This is a genomic window from Skermanella pratensis, assembly GCF_008843145.1.
Taxonomy (GTDB): domain Bacteria; phylum Pseudomonadota; class Alphaproteobacteria; order Azospirillales; family Azospirillaceae; genus Skermanella; species Skermanella pratensis.
Genome location: NZ_CP030265.1, coordinates 4256563 through 4277438, shown reverse-complemented (window position 1 = coordinate 4277438; position 20876 = coordinate 4256563). Strand labels below are relative to the sequence as shown.

Below are 20876 nucleotides of genomic sequence, written 5' to 3'. Positions count from 1 at the left end.
CCTCCGCAGCGAACAGTTCAGCCGCCATGACAGCCGCCGACGCCCTTTTCGACCCTGCATCCCTGCCGAAGCCGGCCGACCCCAACGCGACCTCCCTCGGGCTGGAGCGCTGGGCGGAGCAGGCCGCCCGCTGCCCCGACGCCGAGGCCGCCGCGTTCGCCCGCGCATATGCCGAGGATCCGGCCGGCCGCCGGCTGCTGGAGTCGGTGTTCGGAAACTCACCCTTCCTGACCCAGGCGATGGTGCTCGACCTGCCTTTCGCCCGGCGCGTGCTGACCGAGGGGTTTGACGCCGCCTTCGACGCCGAACTGGAGGCCGTCCGCACCGAACTGGCCGGCGAACGCGACATGGCGCGCCTGATGGCGCGTCTGCGGGTCGCCAAGCGCCGGGTATCCATGGTCACCGCCCTGGCCGACATGGCCGGGGCCTGGGACCTGGCCCGCGTCACCGGGGCGCTCAGCAGCTTCGCGGAGGACGCGTTGCGGCTGGCCTGCGACCATCTGCTGTCGAAAGCGGCGGCGGGCGGGTCGCTGATCCTTCCCGAGCCGGAGCGGCCTTCGGTCGGGAGCGGTCTGATCATTCTGGCCATGGGCAAGTTCGGGGCGCGAGAGCTCAATTATTCCAGTGATATCGATCTGATCGTCCTATACGACGACCATGTCGTCCAGACCACCCAGCCGGACAACATGGCCCGGACCTTCGTACGTCTCGCCCGCGATCTTGTCCGCATTATGGAGGAACGTACGCGGGACGGCTACGTCTTCCGCACGGATCTCCGTTTGCGCCCCGATCCGGGCGCCACGCCGCTGGCGGTCTCGATCTCGGCCGCCGAATCCTATTACGGCAGCCTGGGCCAGAACTGGGAGCGAGCGGCCATGATCAAGGCGCGCGCGGTCGCCGGCGACCTGGAGGCGGGGGCACATTTCCTGCGCTTCCTGGTCCCCTTCGTCTGGCGCCGCAGCCTGGACTTCGCGGCGATCCAGGACATCCACTCGATCAAGCGCCAGATCAACGCCCACCGCGGCTATCGGGCGACGGCGGTCAACGGCCATAATGTCAAGCTGGGCCGCGGCGGCATCCGCGAGATCGAGTTCTTCGCCCAGACCCAGCAGCTGATCTTCGGCGGCCGCGACCCGACCCTCCGGACGTCGGGCACGGTGGAGAGCCTGCTGGCTCTGGTCGCGGCCGGCCGGATCGAGCGTTCGGTCGCCGACGACCTGATCCGGGCCTATGATTTCCTCCGCAAGGTCGAGCACCGCGTCCAGATGAAGGACGACCGCCAGACCCATACGCTTCCGGCAGACGACGCCGGGATCGCGGCGCTCGCCGCCTTCATGGGCTACGACGCGCCGGAGCCGTTCCGCGCCGACCTGCTGGGCACGCTGGACCTCGTCGAGGACCATTACGCCGCCCTGTTCGAGGAGGCGCCGCCCCTGGCCGGTGCCGGCAACCTTGTGTTCACCGGAACGGAGGACGACCCGGATACCCTGGCGACGCTCCGCGCCATGGGCTTCGGAAACCCCTCCTCGGTCGCCGCCGCGGTGCGCGCCTGGCATCATGGCCGCTACCGGGCGACCCGAAGCACCCGGGCGCGGGAACTGCTGACCGAACTGGCGCCGATCCTGCTCCGGGCGCTGGGCGACACGGCCAATCCCGACGATGCGTTCAACCGCTTCGACGAGTTTCTGGCAAGGCTGCCGGCGGGCGTTCAGCTCTTCTCGATGTTCTACAGCAATCCCAACCTGCTGAACCTCGTGGCCGAGATCATGGGCAGCGCGCCGCGCCTCGCGGAGGTGCTAAGCCGCAACCCCAACCGGCTCGACGCGGTCCTGACGCCCGGCTTCTTCGACGCGCTGCCGTCCCGCGAGACGCTGTCCGAGCAGCTCGACCTTCTGCTGCGCCAAGCGCGGGATTTCGAGGACGTGCTGAACATCACCCGGCGCTGGACCAACGACCAGATCGTCTGGGCCGGCATCCATATCCTGCGCAACATCACCGACGGCGAGCGCTGCGGACCCTTCCTGTCCGACGTCGCGGACCTGGGGCTGGCGGCCCTGGAGCCGCGCGTGACGGAGGAGTTCGCCCGCCGCCACGGCCGGTTCGACGGGCATGGGGTCGCGATCCTGGCGCTGGGCAAGCTGGGCAGCCGGCAGATGACCCTGCGCTCCGACCTCGACCTGATCATGGTCTACGACGTGCCGCCGGACCTGGGCGCTTCCGACGGAGGGAAGCCGCTGGCGCCGAACGAGTATTTCATCCGGCTGACCCATCGGATGATCAACGCCGTGACGGCACCGACCGGCGAGGGGCGCCTTTACGACGTGGACATGCGGCTTCGCCCCAGCGGCAACGCCGGCCCCCTGGCGATCAGCCTGGAGAGCTTCGCCCGCTACCAGGCGAACGACGCCTGGACCTGGGAGCACATGGCGCTGACCCGCGCCCGCGTGATCCACGGCCCGCCCGGCCTCGCCGAGCGGCTGCAGGCCGCCGTGCGCGCGGTGCTGACCCGCCCGCGCGACCCCGACAAGCTGCTGCGCGACGTCTCGGGGATGCGGGTCAGGATCGACAAGGAATTCGGCACGACGGACATCTGGGACGTCAAGTATGTCCGCGGCGGCACCATCGACGTGGAGTTCGTCGCCCAGTACCTGATGCTGCGCCACGCGTCGGAGCATCCGGAGATCCTCAGCGGCGACGCCGGAGCCACGCTGCGCGCCGCGGCCCGGGCCGGCCTGCTGGACGGCAGGATCGCGGACGACCTGTGCGCGGCGCTGTCCCTGTGGCGCCGCATCCAGGGCTTCCTGCGCCTGACCACGGAGGGCCGGTTCGTCGCCGAGAAAGCCCCCGCCGGCCTGCGCCAGGCCCTGATCCGTGCCGCCTTCCCGGAAAGCGCCGATGACGCCGGCTTCGGTTTCGACGCGCTGGAAGCCAAAGCCCGCGGCATCGCCGCCCGCGCGCACCGGCACTTCATGGAGCTGGTGGACGAGCCGGCGGCGCGGCTGAGCGTCCCTGGTTCATGAGCGGTATGCGGAGCGGACCAACTCGATACGGGCCCGCCGGCGGGACGATCTGATCGCCGGCCTTCGGGAGGTCAGGCTCTTCGGCTCTTGGACGCGCAGAGACTTCGACGGCCTGTCGGACATTGGCGAACGGCCACTCGTTCTATGCCAGGGCGATGCGCGAAGGCGTGGTCGTCTTTCCGGAGGTGTCCCGCCAGTGTTTCGGCACAATGGTTGTGAGGGAGGCGCCGTAGGTCGGCCTCGGCCGAAGGCCGACGCCGACATCATGGCCGGAACGTTGATCCAAGGCGTCGGCGTTCGCCCTGATGGGCGAAGGCCGACCTACGGCGAATTGTTCGGAACCACTGTGCTGTACTACTAATTCCGGTCAAACGAACCAGATCCCGTCGTCGATGTACGGCGCCCGCTGAATCTTGTGCTCGATCGATTCGGAGAAGCCGACCAGCGCCTCGGTCCGTGTCATCCCGGCGTCCAGGGCGCCGATCCAGTTCCGCAGGCCGTCCTGGTCGCCCTGGCGGTCCAGCACGTTGCGGTACAGAAGGTCGACGAACCCCGCATTGTCCACGGCGCCGTAGCGTTGCTGGAACTCGTTCGAGCCGATGAATCCCCCTGCGGCCTCGTGCAGCGTCATGCCGGCCTTGACCGCCGCCGTCCAGCCGACCAGCCCTCCGGCGTCGGGAAGGCGATCGAGCGCGCTGTCGTAAAGCCGGGCCACCGCCGCGGCCTGGTCGTCGCGCAGCCAGATTCCCCGCTCGACGACGGGCGCGGTCCGCTGGACGTTCTCCGCCGACTCAGAGAAGCCGACCAGCGCCTCGGCCCGCGTGAGGCCGGCGCCCAGCGCGCCGGTCCAGTAGGTCACACCCGTCTCCTCGCCCTCGCGATCCAGGACGTTGCGGTAGAGCTGCTCGACGAAGCCCCGGTCGTCCAGCGGACCATAGCGGAACCGGAACTCCTCGGACCCGACGAAACCATCGGCCGCCCGGGCGAGCGTCAGCGCTCCGGCATCCAGGGCCGCCTTCCACGCGAGCAGGCCGTCGGGCTCCGGCGCGCGGTCCAGGGCTGCGCCGTAGAGGCGGTGGACCTGCGCCGCGGTATCCCCGGCGTCGGTCACGTAGCGGCCGTCGGCGAAGACCAGATGCTCGACCCCGCGCACGGTGTCCGTGCCGTCGCCGCCCGTGTCGAGGGTCACGGCGTATTGCCGGCGGGGTCCCGTCCATACGGCGGTGTCGATGCCGGGACCGCCGTCGATCAGGTCGCTCCCGGCGCCACCTTCCAGCCTGTCGTTGCCGGTGCCGCCGTAGAGGCGGTCGTCGCCGTCACCGCCGAAGATCCGGTCTTCGCCGCCCTCGCCCTGGATCAGGTCGCTTCCGGCACCGCCGCGCAGCAGGTCCGCTCCGGCGCCTCCGGCGAGCGCGAGCCCGACCGGGCCGTTCGAGTAGGAACCGCCGTCGTTGGTGGCGAAGGCGCTGCCGCGCAAGGCCGCGATGGCCGCCAGCTTCTCCGGGAGGACCGTGCGCCAGTCGTCGGCCAGGATGCCGCCGGTATCGACGGAGTTCGGGTTCCACGACCACCAGGCCCAGGATAACCCGGCCGTGGGCTGGCCGGCGTCGGTGGCGCCGTCGCCGTCCAGATCGCCGTTCAGCGTCGCCGTGAGCTTCGACAGCCAGACCAGATCCTTGGGGTCGTTCAGCTTGGTGCCGAACTCGCCCATCAGGACGGGGGCGATGTTCTGCCGCGCGATGAAGCCCCACTGGGTGTCGAACAGGCCCTGGAGCTGCGCGGCGTAGTCGTCGCCCTGGAACCAGGGTTGCGGATAGACGGAGTTGGGATAGTCGTGGGGCGAATAGACGAGCTTGTTGGCGACGGGCAGTTCGACCGGGTCGTCGGCGACCCCCTGGAGGTTGCCGCCCCACCAGTACCAGCTCCCCTTGTAGGTCTCGATCCCCTCGACCAGGATCAGCCAGTCGGGATTGACCGCCTGGATCGCCGCGCCGGCGCGTTCGGCCGCCGCTTCCCAGTCGGTGGCGGGATTGCCGTCGCCCCAGGTCGCCTGACCGTGCGGCTCGTTGTGCAGGTCGGCGGCGACCACCGTGCTGTTGCCCTTGTAGCGCTGGGCCAGCATCACCCAGTCTTCCATCCACTCCGTTTCGGTATGGGCGCCCTCGTACCACAAGCCGTTCTGGTTCGGTCCATCGCCGGCGGCGCTGCGGTGATGGTCGAGGATGATGCGCAGCCCGATCCGCCCGGCATGCTCGACGATCCTGTCGATGATGCCGAGGCCGTCGAGCCCGACCAGTTCGGGGTTGAGGGTGCCGTTGATGTTCGCCGGAGCCCTGCCGTCCAGCAGTTCGGACGAGAAGGGAAGGCGGATCGCGTTGAAGCCCGCGTCGGCCATCTGCTTCATCATGTCCTGCCAGTTCCGGACGTTCAGCCCGTCCGGCGAGGCGCGCAGGGACTCCAGGCCGAACCAGTTGACGGCGGCAAGGCGGACAGGCGTGCCGGCGGCATCGACGATCTCGTTGCCGCGGGTGGACAGGAAGCCGTCGGCGACCACGCCCGGAGCCGCGGGTGACGGGCCGTCGTCGTCATGGATCGTTCCGGTCGCCTGCCAGCGGATCGGGACGGCCCCCTCGGCCGACTTGAGCACCAGCCGCACCGTCTCGTTCAATTCCGCTGCGGTGTCGCCGATGACGTCGACCTGGACGGTCGCCCTTGTCTCGCCCGGGGCGAAGGTCACGGTGCCGCCGGCGTTCCGGTGATCGGTCCCGGCGGTGGCGCCGCCCGCAGCCGTCTCCCAGCGCACCGTGACCGGCGTCGCCGAAGCCTGGGACAGGCTGAGGCCGAACGTCAGCGGCGTAGTGCCGGCATCCCCCTCGACCGCGAAGCCGTCGGTCACCGTCAGGTACGGCATCGCGTCCGCCTGGCCGGGAGCGGACGGCAGGAACACCGGCTCCGCCGGGGCGCCTTGCGCCGTGAAGCCAACATTGGCGCTCTGGCCGGGCGCCAGGGTCCCGTTCATGCCGACATTGCCGAAGGTGGTCACCCCCGTCGGCGAGGGCAGCGCGGTGACGTTCCACCGGGACTGGATGACCCATGGCGCGGCGAACGACAGGCGCCAGTCGGTCACGGTCTCCGGGCCGTCGTTGAACACCAGGATCTCGGCCGCGAAACCCTGGTCCCAGACATTGCCGAGCTTGAAGACTGTACGGATACCCATGGAGCTCGCCCTTGATCGTCTGCCGGACCAGGGACGATTGATAGTGGGATTCGAGACGAAATCAGCTCTTTATAAAGGGCTGGATCGCGCCGCATGCGCGCCACCCCGATGGCTGCGCCAATTTTGACAGCGCGTTCGATAGGGGTAATGTGCCACACTCGCCACGCGGATTGCCGCAAGCAGGGGTGGAAAATCGGCATGGATGTCGCCGGATTCAGGTTCGCGGTCGAGACGCTGGAAAAGGGCAGGTGGTCGGTCCTGTGCCTGATGGCCGACGACATCGCCGCCGCGCGCATGGCCTATTCCCTGATGACGCTATACCCCTACGACGGGGTCCGGCTCGCGCTGTTCGACCCGGCGCTGGGCGACAGTCCCGAGCGGGTGATCTGGGAACATCTGAAAGCGGCGGCGGAAGAAGAGGGAGGCGAGGCCACCGATGACGCCGACGTCCTCGACCTGACCCCGCTGCCGGCCGGTCACCCCCTGGACGGCGCCGACGAGGACGGTCCGCGCTCCTTCCGCCTGGGTTCGGAGCCGGAAATCGACGATCCGGGGGCGGTCGCCAGGCGGAAGCTCTCCCGCGGCAGGTCCGCGGCGGCAGCGGCGCCCCGCCTCTGGCCGCCGAGCCGGCGGCTTGCCGGGCGGGCGATCGGCGCCGGGCTGGTGGTTTCAGGCATCTTCGGCGCCGCCCTGCTGAACCTGCCCGAACGGCCGCCGCCACGTCCGCCGGAACAGCCTCCGCGCCTTGCCGACATGGCGCCCGCGCCACCGGCCGCAGTTCCCCCTGTTCCGGCGGAGTCTCCCGCAGCCGAGCCCGACCCCGTCGAACCGGCTGCGGACACATCCGCGATCCTGGGAAAATGGGCGAAGGACGCGCAGGCCTGCGCGAGCGATTATCTGATCTTCCGGCCGGACAGCAGCGTCCTGGTCGATGCGCGGCTGGCGCTCGCCTCGGGCGGGCCGGTCTTCTACGGCACGGAAGAAGGGGACGTCACGGTCTTCGACGGGGTCACCGAATCGCGCTACCGCCCGGCGGTCCCGGACCGGCTCCGGCAGGTCTCCTATTTCAGCAGCCGGACGGGGCTGCACGAGGGCGGGCCGACGCTGGTCCGCTGCTCCGATGCCGAGCCGCCGCCCCACATGGAGTGGACGCCGAACCCGATCGACCGCGAGACCGCGCTGTCACGGCTGGCCGACGCACGGTCCCGCTTCGAAGCCGCCCGCGCCGTGACGGGCACGGCGTCCGTCCCGGCGCCGCTGCGCGGGCGCTGGGGCGCGCGGTGCGACATCGGCTACCTGCAATGGGAAGACGGCATCCAGACCTCGTGGAGCACCTTCGGCGGCACCGAGAAGCGCGCGATATCGGCTTACAAGGAGCTGGGTCCCCGCTTCACCATCGTCTTCGAGGGTGGCTATACCCAATTCTACGACCTCGTCGCCGACGATCAGATCGTCCTGTCCGGCGTCGGCGCCCAGGGCGTCATGACCGACCCGGCGCCGCCGCCCTGGACCGGTAAGCGCTGCCCGGTGCCGACGGAGTCGTGAGTCAAGCCCCACCGATGCGGCGGTAGACGAAGGGCGGGGGAGCGGCGCCCGCTTCCCGTTCCGCCAGGGCGAAGATCTCGTCGTGGAACGGCGACAGCCCGCAGGCCGGGTCGACCGCGTCGGCCTTGCCGGTCAGCGCGAAGGCCTGGCAGCGGCAGCCGCCCCAGTCGATCTCGCGGCGGTCGCAGGTCCGGCAGGTCTCGGGCATCCAATCGGTGCCCCGGTAGGCCTGGAACGCCGCGGAGTTCCGCCAGATCTCTCCCAGAGGGCGGTCCTGGACGCGGTCGAACTCCAGCCCGGTGATGCTCTCGGCGGCGTGGCAGGGCAGCACCTTGCCGGCCGGCGACACGTTGAGGAACTGGCGGCCCCAGCCGCCCATGCAGGATTTCGGGCGCTTGGCGTAGTAGTCCGGGACGACGTAGTCGATCATCAGCCGGCCCTTCAGCCGCTCCCGCGCCTTGGTCACCACCTCGGTCGCGCGGTCGAGCTGCTCGCGGGTCGGCAGCAGCGCCGCGCGGTTCTTCAGCGCCCAGCCATAATACTGGACATGGGCGACTTCCAGCCGTTCCGCTCCCAGGTCGAGGGCGAGCTGGATCATCTCCTCCAGCCGGCCGAGATTGTGCCGGTGGACGACGGCGTTGACGGTCAGCGGCAGTCCCGCCTCGCGGGTCAGGCGCGCGACCTCCAGCTTGCGGGCCTGGGCGCCCGCGAAATTGCCGATCCGCTCGGCGCTGCCGACGTCGGTATCCTGGAAGCTGAGCTGCACGTGGTCCAGCCCGGCGTCGTACAGTTCCTTCAGCCGGGCCGCGTCGAGCAGGACGCCGGAGGTGATCAGGTTGGTGTAGCAGCCGAGCTTGGCCGCATGCCGGATCAGTTCCGCCAGGTCCTTCCGCACGGTCGGCTCGCCGCCGGAGAAATGGACCTGAAGGATGCCCAGCTCCGCCGCCTCGGTCAGGACCCGCTTCCAGGTCGCCGTGTCCAGCTCCGCGCCGGAGCGTTCCAGCTCCACCGGGTTGGAGCAGTAGGGGCATTGCAGCGGGCAGCGGTGGGTCAGCTCGGCCAGCAGCGCCAGCGGCGGCGCCGGAGGGGCCTTGCCGGTGCTGTCCTTCGCGGGAGACGGCGAGAGGGCGTTCATGTCGTGATGATCCCCTTGTCGGACAGATCCTGGAGCATGGCGACCACGTCGGCGGCGACCACGTCGCGTTCCGCCTCGAAGGTCCGCGCCAGATCGTCGATGATGTCCTTCAAGGTGGTATCCCCGTCGCAGCGTTTCAGGACCTCGACCGCGATTTCGTCGGGCATGAAGACTTTTTCCGGGGCTAGCACGACCCACGCCTCGCGGGCCTGGTCGAACCGGAACTTCACGTGCCGCGGCAGTCGCGGCACGCTTTCCTCGGTGATCGTCGCCATGACGTCAGCGCCGCTCGGGCACGAAGGCGCCGGGATGGATATGTCCTGGTGCGACATAGGCGTGGTAGAGCGCGTCGAGCTGGGCCCACAGCACGTCGCACTTGAATTCCAGCGCCGCCAGGACAGCCTGCTGCTGGTCGGGGCGCCGGGCCTCCCGCTTGACGTAGGCCAGCGCGAAGTCGGCGTCGCGCGGTGCCTCGGTCAAGCGGTTGTTGAAATAGGCCAGCGTCTCCTTGCTGATGAAGTCGTAGTTCGCCAGCATCCCGGAGACCCGGTTCTGGATGATGCCGGGCGAGAACAATTCGGTCAGCGACGAGGCGACCGCCTCGAGCACGGTCCGGTGGCGCACGAAATGGACATAGGCCTCCACCGCGAACTTGGTCGCGGGCAGGATTCCGGCGCAGCTCTCCACATAGGCGGTGTCGAGCTTCAGCCCCTCGGTCAGCTTCAGCCAGCGGGCGATGCCGCCTTCTCCGGGCTGGGTGCCGTCATGGTCGATGATGCGCTGGCGCCAGGCCCGCCGGTCCTCGACATTGGTCAGGCGCGACAGCACGATCGAGTCCTTGATCGGGATGTTGCACTGGTAATAGTAGCGGTTCAACGCCCAGGCCTGCACCTGGCCGAAATCCAGCTTGCCGGTGTGCAGAAGCTGGTGGAACGGGTGAAGGCTGTGGTAGCGCGCGGCGCCTATGGCGCGGAGGCGTTCTTCGAGCTGGTCCTGGCTCAGCAGTTCGGTCATGGCGAAACTTCCCGTCCGTCTTCCCCCACTTCCCAGCCGGCCTCTTCCACGGCGGCGCGTTCCGGGCTGTCATCCAGCAGGATGGGGTTGGTGTTGTTGATGTGGATGAAGATCTTGCGCCGGATGCCGAGATCGGCGAAGGCGGCAAGCGACCCGTCGGGGCCGGAAACGCTCATGTGGCCCATGCGCCGGCCGGTCTTCGTGCCGACGCCGTTCAGGACCATCTCGTCGTCTCGCCACAGGGTGCCGTCGAACAGCAGCAGGTCGGCCCCGCGCAGGCGGTCGGCCAATGCCGGCGTCAGCTTCGCGCAGCCGGGAACGTAGAAGAAGCTCTTGCCGCCGCCACTGATGCGCAATCCCACGGTGTCCTCGGTCTCGCCGTCCAGCACCGGGGCGGCATCCTCCAGATAGAGCGCCACTTTGCCCGGCACGGCGAAAATCTCGACGCGGATGCCGCTCGGGCCGTCGGGGCCCACCAGTTCGACCGGATCGTTCAGCGCCAGGGTGCGGCGCTCGACGAGGTCGGGGTTGAGCACCTGGAAGATGCTGTTGGCGGCCAACACCGCATGGATGCGAGAGGTCGCGTAGAGCGACAGCGGCTGGCTTTCGCGCAGGTTTATCAGTCCCGCGATATGGTCCACGTCGCCGTTGGTCAGGACGACCCCGGAGATCGGGCTGTGCCGCTTGCCGTGGCGCGGGTGGAGCAGGGGAGTGGCCAGGATCTGCTGGCGCAGGTCGGGAGACGCGTTCAGCAGGAACCAACGCTCGCCGTCGGCGCTGATCGCGAGCGAAGACTGCGTCCGGGGCTTGGCCGCCGGATCACCGGAGCGGGCGCGCCGGCAAGTGTCGCAATTGCAGTTCCATTGAGGGTAGCCACCGCCGGCGGCCGAGCCCAGCACAACTATTTTCACGGCCGTATCCAGTCTTCAACCGCAGGCGGGGGCGGATAGCTTAGATCTCAGCGCAGGCGTAGCAGTTGATTTCCATGCCGACGGCGATCTCGACGATGCGCGGGGTCTTCCACTTCATAGCGTGATCCTCTCCAGGTTGATGTTACGAGCAGCACTCGCCTCACCTTTTCGCGGTAAGGAACGCTATAATAGCGTCCCGGACGAGACTGTAACGCTGTACTTTGGTCTAAGTCCCGATCAGGTCAAGGGGCGGCCCCCTATCGGACTCCCGATCCGCCCCATGATCGTTGGGGTTCCGCCCGCCGTCGCGCCGGGCCGTGCGCCACTCCGTCACCGTCACGGCGACGGCCAGCCAGAAGCCGCCGACCAGATAGCCGCTGGCGACATCGCTGACGAAGTGGACGCTCAGATAGATCCGGCTGAAGCCGATCAGCATGATCGCCACCGCTCCCCAGAACAACACTTCGAAGCGGGCGCGCGGCTGGGTCTGGATGGTCCGCCAGACGCTGTAGGCGATGAACCCGTAGACGGAGATGGCGGCGGTGGCGTGGCCGCTGGGGAAGGCCGGGCTGTGCTCCTCCAGCAGGTCCCAGGCGCCGGGCCGCTCGCGCGCGATCACGTATTTGGCGGTCCAGGTCGTCACCTGGGCCCCGATCAGGCAGATCCAGAAAGGGACCACCAGATGGCCGCGGCTGCTGCTCCACCACAGCAGGGAAGCGACCAGCCCGACGATGGTGATGGTCGGTCCCTGGCCCCACAGGGTCAGCCAGACCATGGCCCCGATGAAGGGTTCGACCCGGTGGCTGTCGAACCAGCGGTCCACCGCCGTGTCCATCGCCACCAGGTCCTCGGCCTCGTGCAGGTCCTGCACCATCCCGCCGAACAAGGCCACCAGGTAGACCGCGAAGATCACCATCAGCGTCAAGGGCAGCCCGGTGAACGGGCGGGTGCTCAGCCGCGCCTTGACGAATCGGAACGCCCGCGGGAAGCGGCTCTCCAACAGCGCCACCACCGGCCGGTCGCGCACCCAGTGCCGCGACATCTTCACGGGTCCCTGGAGCCGCTCCGCCCCCCGGCGGACCAGCCATAGCAGTCCGCGCGCCAGCCCATAGAGGATCGCCAGCCCGGCGGCCAGGAGCGCCACGGCGAGCAGTAGATTCGTGGTGGAAATGGCGGACCTCCAGACGCTGACCAGATGCCGCATCAACGCCGGCAGACCCGGGAAGTTGCCGGCCGGAGCGCCTCAGCCGAAGAAGCCGATGCGGTGTACGACGCCGACGCTGACCCGGCGCAGCAGTTCGTACAGGCCGTTCATCGGCTTGAAGATATCCTCGTTCTCCCGCTGGTAGTTCTGGCTCTCGTCGCTGGCATAGGTCGCCCGCTCGCCGAAATCCCCGTTCACGGCGGCGTCGGTGGTCGCGGGGAAGATGCGTTCCAGCTGGCTGACCGCGGTCGGGATGTCCAGGTGGAGCACCCGCATCAGCAGCCGGGCATGGGTCGTGTTGTGCTGGCTGCTGAACTGCGGGATGTGGGTCGCCAGCAGGAAGATCTCGTGGATCAGCGCGATCCGGACCGCGTGAAGGATGGCCAGCTGTTCCCGCGCGGCCGGGGTCACCAGCGCTCCGCAGCCGCCGCCCTCGATCTGCCCCAGCCCGTCGCGCAACAGGCAATAGTCCGCGAAGAGCCTGCGGCCGACCTTGGTCTGGCGGGCGTGGAGCTGGGTATCCTCCAGGTACCGCGCCAGCCGCCGCATCTCCTCCGCCCGCGCCTTGTCCGGCGTCTTGGCAGCGCGCAGCAGCCACAGCCCGGGATCGAGGGTGTCCACGTAGGCCCGCAGCGCGTCGGGCGATGCGATCGCGGCGCCGTACTCGACCATGCCGATCAGATGGCGGAACCGGCTGGACCGGGCATAGAGCTGGCGGAACCGCTCCGGGTCCTTGCCGATCGCCTCGCCGACGCCGCTGATCGTGTTGGCCGGCAGGCCCAGCTGCTGAAGGATCGCGTTGTGCGGGATCGCCCGGATCTGGCTGACCGAGGCCTGCTCGCTGTCGTCGGCGCTGTCGTGCTGGCGCTTGATCGCCCTGCTGCCCGACGGGAACAGCAGGTTGGTGCCGAAGGCGCCCAGCAGCGTCGCATAGTCCGGGTTCTTCACCAGCGAGACCTGGAACTCCTTCACCGTGGTGAAGAACTCGGTGATGTAGTCCGGGTCCTCGTAGAACGGGTCGCCCCGGGCGTCGCCCCGGTCGCCGAACATGTGCTCCAGGATCCGGGTGACCACCGCGAAGGCGCCGGCCGGCGTCACGAAATACAGGAAGCCGTCGCCGCCCTGGAAGCTGACCTCCTGCTTGAAGTCCACCTTGTTGTCGGCCAGGAACTCCAGGGAATAGGGTGTGGCGGTATAGCTCAGCCGCTCCTCGAACCCGGCGGGGTGGGCGCCGCGGCCGATCGACTCGCCGTGGGTGTCGAAGATCACCAGCTGCACGCCGGTCAGGCCGTGCTTGGGGAATAGCCGCGCGATGCGCAGCCGGAGCCGCTCGATCGAGGCGGAGGCCGGCGTCTGCCCCAGGTAGCGTCCCGCGTCGGAGAAGCCGGTCTGGATGCATAGCCGCCCGCGGGCCTGGACATAGGCCCGGTAGTGCGGGTTCTCCAGCAGCTGGTCGATCACCCGGCTGCCCAGTTCCAGAGCCTTCTCCGTCTCGAACAGCGGGCTGATGTCGATCTTGTCGGCGACCCCGAACAGGCGGGCGTAGTAGAGCGCCGTCAGCGGTGTGAAGGCGGACTCGCACTCGGCGATCAGGAAGCGGACGGGAGTGGTGGCGTCGGCATATTTCAGCATCTGGGCCACGATCATGAACAGCCGCTTGGCCGAAGTCCGCTCCGACATGATCGAGCCGAAATTGATCGTCTGCGGCCTGACCTTGTCCAGCAGGTCGTTCAGCGACGCCAGGTAGGACTGGCGGTAGCGCGGGTCGTCGGGCGCCGTCTCCATCCCGACTGTCTTTCGGATCGCGTTGTGCAGCTGGGTCGCGTTGATCCGGACATGGGTATGCGCCATGCCCAGGCCGTAGTTCGCCAGTTCGGCCCGCAGGGTGCACAGCCGGCGGATCGCCGGATCGCGGTCGGTGCCGCCGGATGTCGCCAGCCGGATGATCCGGTCGATCAGCCCGGTCGCCTGGGAGTTGTCGATCAGCCGCAGCGAGATGCCGTCATGCATGCGCTGGGCGATCCGCTGGATGTGGGGCAGGGCGCCGGCCTCTCCCGGGTCCTGGCCGAACACGCCGATCTCGTCCGTCACCTCGTTGATCGCCAGCGCCAGCCGCGATTCGAGCAGGTCCAGGGTGTGGCGGATCTCCTCGCCGGACGAGGCGAGGCCGCGCACCGCGCGCACCTCCTCCCGGTAATGGCGAAGCTGGCCGGCCTGGACGATCAGGCGCTTGCGCAGCGTGTCGGTCCACTTGATGTCCGACCGCCCGTCCAGGTCGTAGCCGACCCAGCTCGCCACGGTGATCATCTTGGGCGTCAGATCGGTCCAGCGCTCGGGATAGACCTCCTCCGCGACGGCGTAGACGATCTCGTAGAGCCGGCGCAACGCCGCCTGGACGTTGCCGATCGCGATCAGCGACAGGGTATGCTCGCGGGTCAGGCTCAGGTCGTCGTCGGGGCGGTGGACCAGCCCGGCCATGTGCTCGATCAGCTCGGCCCGGGTCGAGTCCGACAGCGGCGTGCCGTCGCCGGCGTGGCCCGAGGCCAGGGTCGTCAGCAGCTCCATCAGCTCGCCCGACAGGTTGAAGGTCGGGTGCGCGGTCATGACGATGCCGAAAAGCTCGCGCTCCACCTGGGCACGGAACGCCTCGAACGGCACCGGCGCCTCGGTGCCGGGCGGCACGGCCAATGCGCGGATCCGGGCGACCAGGGACGCGGCGTTGGCCTCCGGATCCATCTCCCCGATATAGCGCGACAGGCGGGCGGCGCGGCCGATGAAGCCGTCGGCCGACAGGTACTGGATCAGCTGCTCCAGCGTCGCGTAGGAGACCGAGCCGTCCTCGATCTTGCGCGACAGCTCCAGCGCCACCCGCTGCACCGGATTGCTGAACGGATCGTCGTCGGTCGCGGCGGAGAACCGCCTCAAGGCTTCGCCCAGTTCCGCCGTCAGGGCGGCGAGATCGGCGGGAGATGCGCTTCCCGCGGGAAAACAGGCGTCGCCGGTCAGCAGCGGCCAGCGCAGGTCCGCCACCGGGGACCGTGCGGGTTCCGATGCCGGGCCTGGCGCGGTCGGAAGAGGGGCGAGGGCGGGGACCGGGGCGTCCTGAGGCATCTTGCGGGCTTTCGTGGGGCGGTTACGGCCCGGAACGGCACCGGCAACGGGTGCGAGGGGGCGCCGTGGCATGGCGTCGGTCTCTCCCTTGTCGGGGCTTCCGGGGAAGCTTGGTCCAGGCGGGACGGCGCGCCGGAGGTGCTGCGCCGCGGTGCCGGAACGATGCGTCGGACCGATTCGCCTGTCAATGGTTAAGGATTGCGTTTTATGGAAACGTCCGCCGCGGTGCGGTAGCGACCGGCTCCTCCGCCTCTTTCTTCCCTGCCGGGCGGGGCGGCTGCTAGACTGGGCCATGACCGATCATCCCGACCCTTCGGACCAGGCCGGCGTCGTGGCTTTCCTGTCCGCCCCGGATACCTATGGGGGCGCCGCGGTCGAGCGCGTCGATACCCACGGAAGCATCGTCTTCCTGGCCGGCGACCGCGTCTACAAGCTGAAGCGCGCGGTGCGTTTCCCCTACATGGACTACGGCACCGTCGAGCGCCGGCGCGCCGCCTGCGAGGCGGAGGTTCGGCTGAACCGGCGCACGGCGCCGTCGGTCTATCTCGGGACGGCCCCCGTGCTGCGCCGACCCGACGGCTCCCTGGCGCTGGGCGGGATCGGGACACCCCTTTCAGATCCGCAAGGCGTCCCGATCGACTGGGTCGTGGTGATGGCGCGGCTGGACCAGGACACCCTGTTCGACCGCATGGCCGATCGCGGTGCCCTCTCCGCCGGCCTGATGCGCGATCTCGCGGAGACCATCGCGTCTTTCCATGGCGGGGCCGAGGTGGTGACCGACCGCGGCGGGGCCGGCGCCATGCGCTGGGTGGTCGAGGACAATGTCGCGGAACTGGCGGAACGGCCGGACGTCTTTTCGCCCGACCGGGTCCAAGCCCTCGGCGAGGCCTCGACCGCCGCGCTCGACCGGTTCGGGGGGCTGCTGGACCGGCGGCGCGACGGCGGGTTCGTCCGGTTCTGCCACGGCGACCTGCACCTGCGGAACATCTGCCTGGTCGACGGGCGGCCCACGCTGTTCGACTGCGTCGAGTTCAACGACGACATCGCCGTCATCGACGTGCTGTACGACCTGGCCTTCCTGCTGATGGACCTGGAGCATCGCGGGCTCCGTCCGCTCGCCAACACGCTGCTGAACCGGATGCTCGAATTGACGGGCGACTGCGACGGGCTGGCGCTGCTGCCGCTGTTCCTGTCCGCCCGCGCCGCCGTCCGGGCCAAGGTGCTGGCGAGCGGTGCCGCGGCGCAGCCCGATCCGGCGGCGGCCCATGCCGAAGCCGCGGCCTACCTGGACCATGCCGTGGCCGCGATCCATCCGCCCGGACCGATGATGGTGGCGCTTGGCGGCCTGTCCGGAACCGGCAAGACGACGGTCGCACGCGCCCTGGCTCCCGGAATCGGCCCGGCACCGGGGGCGGTGGTCCTGCGCAGCGACGTGCTGCGCAAGCGTCTCTTCGGCGTGGCGGAGACTGAGCGGCTGCCGGCCGGGGCCTATTCCGGGGAGATGACCCGCCGGGTCTATGCCGAACTACTGGAGCGCGCGGGCCGCATCGTCCGGGCCGGGCACGCCGTCGTGGTCGATGCCGTCAATGCCCGGCCGGAAGAGCGGGCCGACCTGGAGGAGATGGCGCGGAGTGCCGGCGTGCCGTTCCGGGGTGTCTGGCTGGAGGCGGACGCCGATACTCTGATCGCTCGGGTGCGGTCGCGGACCGGCGATGCTTCCGACGCTGACGAGGCCGTGGTGCGCCGCCAGCTTCGTTATAAAATTGAACCGCTCAGCTGGTCTCGCGTGCCTTCAATTGGCGATACGGCATCAGTCATATCAAATATAGAGAAAATCATTTGATAATTGCGCTTCAATTGATGGCGGTCCGGCTTCATCGCCGGCAGCAAGATTGTCTGCGCGAATTGATGTGCATCATTGTGGAGCGTGGCCGACGGTCTTAGTGTTGCGCTAACCATAAGGGTTCCCCGATCGAGGGAGAGACTGGAATGCTCCGAAAAATCCTGGTGCCGTTGATCGGCCGCGACTGCGACCGGTCGGTCCTCGCGATGGGCTTCGCCGTCGCCAAGACATTCGATGCCCATGTGGAGGCGCTGCATGTCGGCGGTGACCCGCGCGACATGGTTCCCATGCTGGGCGACGGGCTGTCCGGGGCCATGATCGAGGAGATCATGAAGGCGGCTGAGCAGGAATTCACCGCCGACGCCGACGTCGCCCGCAAGCATTTCGAGGCGGCGCGCGCCGCGGCCCAGGCGGCCCTCGTGCAGTCCGCTCCCGGCCCGGGCATGGCGTCGGGCCGGATGCGGTCGGTGACCGGCGTGATGGAGGACGTGATCCCCCACGAGGCGCGGCTGGCCGACCTGGTCGTCTTCCCGCAGGCCGTGGGGGTCGGCGACAGCCGGCTTTCGGTGGCGCTGGAAGCGACGCTGCTCGGTTCGGCCCGGCCGCTGCTGCTGGCCCCGGAACGGCCGCCGGCCAAGGTCGGCGGCACGGTCGCGATCGCCTGGAACGGCGGGGCCGAATGCGCCCGGGCGGTCGCGGCGGCCATGCCCTTCCTGATCCGTGCCGCGTCCGTCTTCATCGTCACGGCGGACACCGCCGTCACATCCGCCGACGAAGCGGCCCGCCTGGCGGACTATCTCGCCTGGCATGGCATCCAGCCTACCGTCGATACGATCCGGCCGGCGAAGGAGTCCGTGGGCAGCGCCCTGGTCGCCCGCGTAACCGACCTGGGGGCCGACCTGCTGGTCATGGGGGGATACGGCCACAGCCGGGTCCGTGAAATGATCCTCGGCGGCGTGACCCGCCATGTCCTGTCCCATCCCGGATTGCCGGTCCTGATGGCGCACTGAGGGGGACCGGCAGGCAGGAACAGCGAGGCGGACGCGATCAAACAAGAGCCCCGGTCAACAGGGGCGGCATCCCGGAGGAGTACCAAGACATGATCACGATAGAGGACTGCATCGCGCTCAGTGAGTTGACCGAGAACGAAATCCTGGCCATTGCCGAGCACGAGCACGTGCCGGAGATGATCGCCCTGGAAATGGGGAACTATCTTCTGCACCGTCCCGACGGCGAGACCTGCATCAAGGGGATCATCCTCGACGACATAAGGCACGCGCAGGAACGGGGAGACATGCGGCACGTCGCCCGCTTGAAGCTGGTGCTCCGGCACTTCATGGACACCCACCAGGACGGCGTCTGCTGATCGGGGTACCGGCGGGCTATCCCTGAACGCGAAACCGGCTCCCGCCTTGGCGGGAGCCGGATCGGTGTCGTCGCTGCACGTGGTCAGTTCAGGCCGTACTTGGCGAGCAGGCGATCGAAGGTGCCGTCCTGCTGGATCACCTCGAAGGCCGACTGCCACTCCTCCATCTTGACCAGGTCGCCCTTCAGGCTCGTGCCGATGAAGGAACCGGTGATTTCGACCGGAGTGCCGAACACCAGCTGGTCCTTGCGGCCGATGCCGCGCCACTCGCTGACGGTCATCGGGTTGATGCCGTAGATCGAAGCGACCTTGCCGGCGGCCAGCCCTTCGACCAGGGCCTTGTTGGACGGGAACTCGACGGTGTTGGTCAGCCCGTATTCCTTCAGGAAGGTCTGGGAGGAGCTGCGCTCCAGCACGCCGATCGAGGCGATCTTCTTGGCCTCTTCCGGCGAGTTGATCGGCGCCACGCCCGGAAGGGTGGTGAAGGACCGCTTCATGTCGAACATCTTGGTGATCCAGCGGAAGCTGTTCTCCCGCTGCGGCGTCCGGGTCAGCGGGAAGATCACGATGTTGGCTTCGTTCTGGGCGATCTTCGACGCGTCGGTCCAGAGCATCATCTCGATCGGGGCCGAAACCTTGACCAGCTTCTTGATCTCCTCGACGACGTCGTACAGGAAGCCCTTGTCGGTTCCCGAATCATCGGTCAGAGGGGGAAGGACGCCGGTGACGATCCGGATCTGCGCCTGGGCCGTACCAGCGGCGAGCAGCCCGGTGCACAGGAACAGGGCTGCGGCGGTTTGGATGGCCTTGCTGAAAAAGCTGCACTTACTGCCCGCACCATCGCGCTGGAACATGGGTGATCCCTTTCGATTCGTTGTAAGTTCCCGATTGGTCGCGATGGATACTCGATCGAAAGAGTTATCTCTTAATTAAAATGCCATGGGTGCGGCAAAATTACCAAGTCATACGAAGTGTTGGGTGCATTCTAATGAATGACCTTGGTTAACGATGTAGATTGAATACTATGTTATGTAATTAGGGGAGCGCCTGAATATTGTATGCCGAAGTCTCAGGGAGAGACATCCCCCGTCGGCGGCCGGGGCGCCCACCGGGCCGCCGCGGCATCGTCGTCCTCCTTGGCCTCGACCCAGCGGGCGCCCTCGGAGGTCTCCTCCAGCTTCCAGAAGGGCGCGCGGGTCTTCAGCCAGTCGATCAGGAAATGGCAGCTCTCGAAGGCCGCCTGGCGGTGGGCGCTGGCGGTGGCGACCAGCACGATCCTGTCGCCGGGCTCCAGGCGGCCGTAGCGATGGACGATCAGCGTCGCCTGGAGCGGCCAGCGGCGCCGCGCCTCGGCCTCGATTTCGGCCAGCTGGCGCTCGGTCATGCCCGGATAGTGCTCCAGCGTCATGGCGCTCGGCCCGCCGCCCATCTCGCGAACGAGGCCGACGAAGCTGGTGACGCCGCCGACGCCGTGGTTGCCTTCGCTGAGGGCCGCCAATTCGGCGCCGACGTCGAAATCCTCCCGCTGGACGCGGACCGCCATGTCCCTCAGCCTCCCGTGACGGGCGGGAAAAGCGCCACCTCGTCCCCGGCGCGGAGCGGATGGTCGGGGCGGGCGTATTCCTGGTTGACCGCCACGCGGACCACCGCCGCGTTTCCGAAGGCGTCGGCGAAACCGGGGCCGCGCGTGCGCAGCCACTCGACCAGGGACGCCACGTCGCGCACATGCTCGGGCGGCGCCACCTCCTCCTGGGTGATCCCGGTCTTGGTCCGCAGCCAGGCGAAATAGAGCAGCTTCATGGCGAATGTTTCCTCATATGGCCGCAGCCGTTCCGCTGCGGGTTCAGCCCGCGCTGCGCGCCGTGTTGGCGCCGTGCGGCTGGGCCGGGCGCGGCACCGGTTCCGGCTCGGGTTCCCGTTCCTCGTTCATGTGCTTCCAGCCGGCGTGCATGTAGTCCCAGCCGGTGATCAGGGTCAGCAGCCCGGCGGCCCACAGGCCCACTTCGCCGATCAACTGGACCGGCAGCACGGACGGGCCGTCGTCGCCCACGATCAGGATGCCGAGCGCCACCATCTGGATCGCGGTCTTCCATTTGGCGAGCTTGCTGACCGGCATGCCGACGCGGATGCCGGCCAGGAACTCGCGCAGGCCCGAGACCAGCACCTCCCGCAGCAGGATCAGGACGGCCGGCAGCACCGAGATGCCGCTCAGCTTGTCCACCGCCACCAGCATGAACAGCACGGCGGCGACCAGAAGCTTGTCGGCGATCGGATCGAGGAACTTGCCGACGATCGACACCTGCGACCAGCTCCGCGCCAGGTAGCCGTCGAAATAGTCGGTTATCGCGGCGAGTGCGAACAGGGCGCACGCGGTCCAGGCCGCCCAGTGCTCACGGACGAAGAACAGCCCGATGATGATCGGGATGACGATGATCCGCGAGAGTGTCAGGAGATTGGGCAGGCTGGTCAGCATGACAAAAGGCTCTGATTGGCGGCATTCCGGCGGACCT

General features: G+C 68.5%; 17 protein-coding genes. 5 read left to right on the top strand and 12 right to left on the bottom strand.

The window, feature by feature from the left end; all coding sequences use genetic code 11:
* Positions 1–26: 26 nt before the first annotated feature.
* The gene (locus DPR14_RS19640; RefSeq protein ID WP_158046660.1) at positions 27–3020 is read left to right on the top strand and encodes a bifunctional [glutamine synthetase] adenylyltransferase/[glutamine synthetase]-adenylyl-L-tyrosine phosphorylase; all 2994 of its coding nucleotides are present in this window, start codon (positions 27–29) and stop codon (positions 3018–3020) included.
* 367 nt (positions 3021–3387) lie between these two features.
* Here DPR14_RS19640 and DPR14_RS19635 read toward each other — a convergent pair whose 3' ends face one another.
* Positions 3388–6237: a DUF4214 domain-containing protein gene (locus DPR14_RS19635; protein WP_158046659.1), complete on the bottom strand. Its 2850-nt coding sequence runs from the start codon at positions 6235–6237 to the stop codon at positions 3388–3390.
* A 198-nt stretch (positions 6238–6435) separates the two neighbouring features.
* Between DPR14_RS19635 and DPR14_RS19630 the strand changes: the two genes are divergently transcribed.
* Positions 6436–7782 (top strand): hypothetical protein, encoded by a 1347-nt coding sequence (locus tag DPR14_RS19630; RefSeq protein ID WP_158046658.1) that lies wholly within the window; start codon positions 6436–6438, stop codon positions 7780–7782.
* 1 nt (position 7783) lies between these two features.
* Here the strand turns inward: DPR14_RS19630 and pqqE are convergent, their stop codons facing one another.
* From pqqE to DPR14_RS19595, 7 genes are all read right to left on the bottom strand, one after another.
* Positions 7784–8917, bottom strand: a complete 1134-nt coding sequence (pqqE, locus tag DPR14_RS19625; RefSeq protein ID WP_158046657.1) for a pyrroloquinoline quinone biosynthesis protein PqqE — start codon at positions 8915–8917, stop codon at positions 7784–7786.
* Complete coding sequence (gene pqqD / locus DPR14_RS19620) at positions 8914–9192, bottom strand: pyrroloquinoline quinone biosynthesis peptide chaperone PqqD (protein ID WP_158046656.1); 279 nt, start codon at positions 9190–9192, stop codon at positions 8914–8916. Before pqqD ends, pqqE begins: the two co-directional genes overlap by 4 nt.
* A 4-nt stretch (positions 9193–9196) precedes the next feature.
* The gene (pqqC, locus tag DPR14_RS19615; RefSeq protein ID WP_158046655.1) at positions 9197–9931 is read right to left on the bottom strand and encodes a pyrroloquinoline-quinone synthase PqqC; all 735 of its coding nucleotides are present in this window, start codon (positions 9929–9931) and stop codon (positions 9197–9199) included.
* Positions 9928–10842, bottom strand: coding sequence for a pyrroloquinoline quinone biosynthesis protein PqqB (pqqB, locus tag DPR14_RS19610; protein WP_158046654.1), 915 nt, complete (start codon positions 10840–10842; stop codon positions 9928–9930). The genes pqqC and pqqB overlap by 4 nt, the downstream gene beginning before the upstream one ends.
* A 40-nt stretch (positions 10843–10882) precedes the next feature.
* Positions 10883–10960, bottom strand: coding sequence for a pyrroloquinoline quinone precursor peptide PqqA (pqqA, locus tag DPR14_RS19605; RefSeq protein ID WP_084165078.1), 78 nt, complete (start codon positions 10958–10960; stop codon positions 10883–10885).
* Between the two features lie 108 nt (positions 10961–11068).
* A complete protein-coding gene (locus DPR14_RS19600; protein ID WP_192499038.1) occupies positions 11069–12046 on the bottom strand; it encodes a phosphatase PAP2 family protein in 978 nt (325 codons plus the stop codon).
* A gap of 39 nt (positions 12047–12085) precedes the next feature.
* Positions 12086–15157 (bottom strand): phosphoenolpyruvate carboxylase, encoded by a 3072-nt coding sequence (locus tag DPR14_RS19595; protein WP_192499037.1) that lies wholly within the window; start codon positions 15155–15157, stop codon positions 12086–12088.
* Between the two features lie 292 nt (positions 15158–15449).
* Here DPR14_RS19595 and DPR14_RS19590 point away from each other — a divergent pair, with 292 nt between their 5' ends.
* The 3 genes from DPR14_RS19590 (at position 15450) to DPR14_RS19580 (ending at position 18366) form a co-directional block, all read left to right on the top strand.
* On the top strand, positions 15450–17000 hold the full coding sequence (locus DPR14_RS19590; RefSeq protein WP_158046651.1) for a bifunctional aminoglycoside phosphotransferase/ATP-binding protein: 1551 nt from the start codon (positions 15450–15452) through the stop codon (positions 16998–17000).
* Positions 17001–17146: 146 nt separating this feature from the next.
* Complete coding sequence (locus DPR14_RS19585) at positions 17147–18010, top strand: universal stress protein (RefSeq protein WP_158046650.1); 864 nt, start codon at positions 17147–17149, stop codon at positions 18008–18010.
* A gap of 89 nt (positions 18011–18099) precedes the next feature.
* Positions 18100–18366 carry a hypothetical protein gene (locus tag DPR14_RS19580; protein ID WP_158046649.1) on the top strand — a complete coding sequence of 89 codons (267 nt, stop codon included), beginning with the start codon at positions 18100–18102 and terminating at the stop codon, positions 18364–18366.
* A gap of 83 nt (positions 18367–18449) precedes the next feature.
* Here DPR14_RS19580 and DPR14_RS19575 read toward each other — a convergent pair whose 3' ends face one another.
* From DPR14_RS19575 to pgsA, 4 genes are all read right to left on the bottom strand, one after another.
* On the bottom strand, positions 18450–19220 hold the full coding sequence (locus DPR14_RS19575) for a substrate-binding periplasmic protein (protein WP_158046648.1): 771 nt from the start codon (positions 19218–19220) through the stop codon (positions 18450–18452).
* Between the two features lie 215 nt (positions 19221–19435).
* On the bottom strand, positions 19436–19909 hold the full coding sequence (locus DPR14_RS19570) for a molybdenum cofactor biosynthesis protein MoaE (RefSeq protein WP_158046647.1): 474 nt from the start codon (positions 19907–19909) through the stop codon (positions 19436–19438).
* Between the two features lie 5 nt (positions 19910–19914).
* The gene (gene moaD / locus DPR14_RS19565) at positions 19915–20166 is read right to left on the bottom strand and encodes a molybdopterin converting factor subunit 1 (RefSeq protein ID WP_158046646.1); all 252 of its coding nucleotides are present in this window, start codon (positions 20164–20166) and stop codon (positions 19915–19917) included.
* Between the two features lie 43 nt (positions 20167–20209).
* Positions 20210–20839, bottom strand: a complete 630-nt coding sequence (pgsA, locus tag DPR14_RS19560) for a CDP-diacylglycerol--glycerol-3-phosphate 3-phosphatidyltransferase (RefSeq protein ID WP_158046645.1) — start codon at positions 20837–20839, stop codon at positions 20210–20212.
* Between the last annotated feature and the right edge of the window lie 37 nt (positions 20840–20876).

Bases quoted from the DNA above. Each gene is read 5' to 3' on its own strand.
- DPR14_RS19640 (WP_158046660.1), top strand. From the start codon at position 27: ATGACAGCCGCCGACGCCCTTTTCGACCCTGCATCCCTGCCGAAGCCG.
- DPR14_RS19635 (WP_158046659.1), bottom strand. From the start codon at position 6,237: ATGGGTATCCGTACAGTCTTCAAGCTCGGCAATGTCTGGGACCAGGGT.
- DPR14_RS19630 (WP_158046658.1), top strand. From the start codon at position 6,436: ATGGATGTCGCCGGATTCAGGTTCGCGGTCGAGACGCTGGAAAAGGGC.
- pqqE (WP_158046657.1), bottom strand. From the start codon at position 8,917: ATGAACGCCCTCTCGCCGTCTCCCGCGAAGGACAGCACCGGCAAGGCC.
- pqqD (WP_158046656.1), bottom strand. From the start codon at position 9,192: ATGGCGACGATCACCGAGGAAAGCGTGCCGCGACTGCCGCGGCACGTG.
- pqqC (WP_158046655.1), bottom strand. From the start codon at position 9,931: ATGACCGAACTGCTGAGCCAGGACCAGCTCGAAGAACGCCTCCGCGCC.
- pqqA (WP_084165078.1), bottom strand. From the start codon at position 10,960: ATGAAGTGGAAGACCCCGCGCATCGTCGAGATCGCCGTCGGCATGGAA.
- DPR14_RS19600 (WP_192499038.1), bottom strand. From the start codon at position 12,046: ATGCGGCATCTGGTCAGCGTCTGGAGGTCCGCCATTTCCACCACGAAT.
- DPR14_RS19595 (WP_192499037.1), bottom strand. From the start codon at position 15,157: ATGCCTCAGGACGCCCCGGTCCCCGCCCTCGCCCCTCTTCCGACCGCG.
- DPR14_RS19590 (WP_158046651.1), top strand. From the start codon at position 15,450: ATGACCGATCATCCCGACCCTTCGGACCAGGCCGGCGTCGTGGCTTTC.
- DPR14_RS19585 (WP_158046650.1), top strand. From the start codon at position 17,147: ATGCTCCGAAAAATCCTGGTGCCGTTGATCGGCCGCGACTGCGACCGG.
- DPR14_RS19580 (WP_158046649.1), top strand. From the start codon at position 18,100: ATGATCACGATAGAGGACTGCATCGCGCTCAGTGAGTTGACCGAGAAC.
- DPR14_RS19575 (WP_158046648.1), bottom strand. From the start codon at position 19,220: ATGTTCCAGCGCGATGGTGCGGGCAGTAAGTGCAGCTTTTTCAGCAAG.
- DPR14_RS19570 (WP_158046647.1), bottom strand. From the start codon at position 19,909: ATGGCGGTCCGCGTCCAGCGGGAGGATTTCGACGTCGGCGCCGAATTG.
- moaD (WP_158046646.1), bottom strand. From the start codon at position 20,166: ATGAAGCTGCTCTATTTCGCCTGGCTGCGGACCAAGACCGGGATCACC.
- pgsA (WP_158046645.1), bottom strand. From the start codon at position 20,839: ATGCTGACCAGCCTGCCCAATCTCCTGACACTCTCGCGGATCATCGTC.